Here is a 443-nt window from a genome sequence, read left to right on the forward strand (position 1 = left end):
GCCCTTCTCCGCTTCGAATCGAGTACCGGAACCGAGTCCGTAGAAATTTTCCGCCGCCGCTTCCGTCGCCAGGAGCCCGAGTCCGGCCCCGATCGCAGCACCAAGTGCACATTCAACGGCAACGACAAGCATCCTTTTTGCCGAAGCGCTTCCAAACGATTTCATGCGCTTTCCCCTCTTTTCAGATGATCACGTAGGCGCGGCCAACAATCTGTTCGGAGCAAATCGGTCCCCAATAGCGCGAGTCGAACGAGCGAAACGAAGTGCCGAGCATCCAGTACTCGTCTTCGCCCAAAACGCGCGCGCCGCAAAACCGCTTTCGCACCGCTTCGAGCGGCATGTCGCCCGTGTGCGGCAACCCCCTTGCGCGCTCGACGCCGTTGACGAGAACGCGGAAGTCGCTCGTGATTTCCACGCGGTCGCCCGGACCCGCCGCAACATAC

General features: G+C 60.9%; 1 protein-coding gene. It reads right to left on the bottom strand.

Annotated features, from left to right (window positions below):
* Positions 1-181 precede the first annotated feature (181 nt).
* A partial coding sequence (locus tag H6A60_RS12625; RefSeq protein WP_205105182.1) for a S26 family signal peptidase occupies positions 182-443 on the bottom strand: 262 nt, incomplete at its 5' end.

Origin of the sequence: Sutterella massiliensis (assembly GCF_016899755.1) — a bacterium.
In the GTDB taxonomy this organism is placed as follows: domain Bacteria; phylum Pseudomonadota; class Gammaproteobacteria; order Burkholderiales; family Burkholderiaceae_F; genus Sutterella; species Sutterella massiliensis.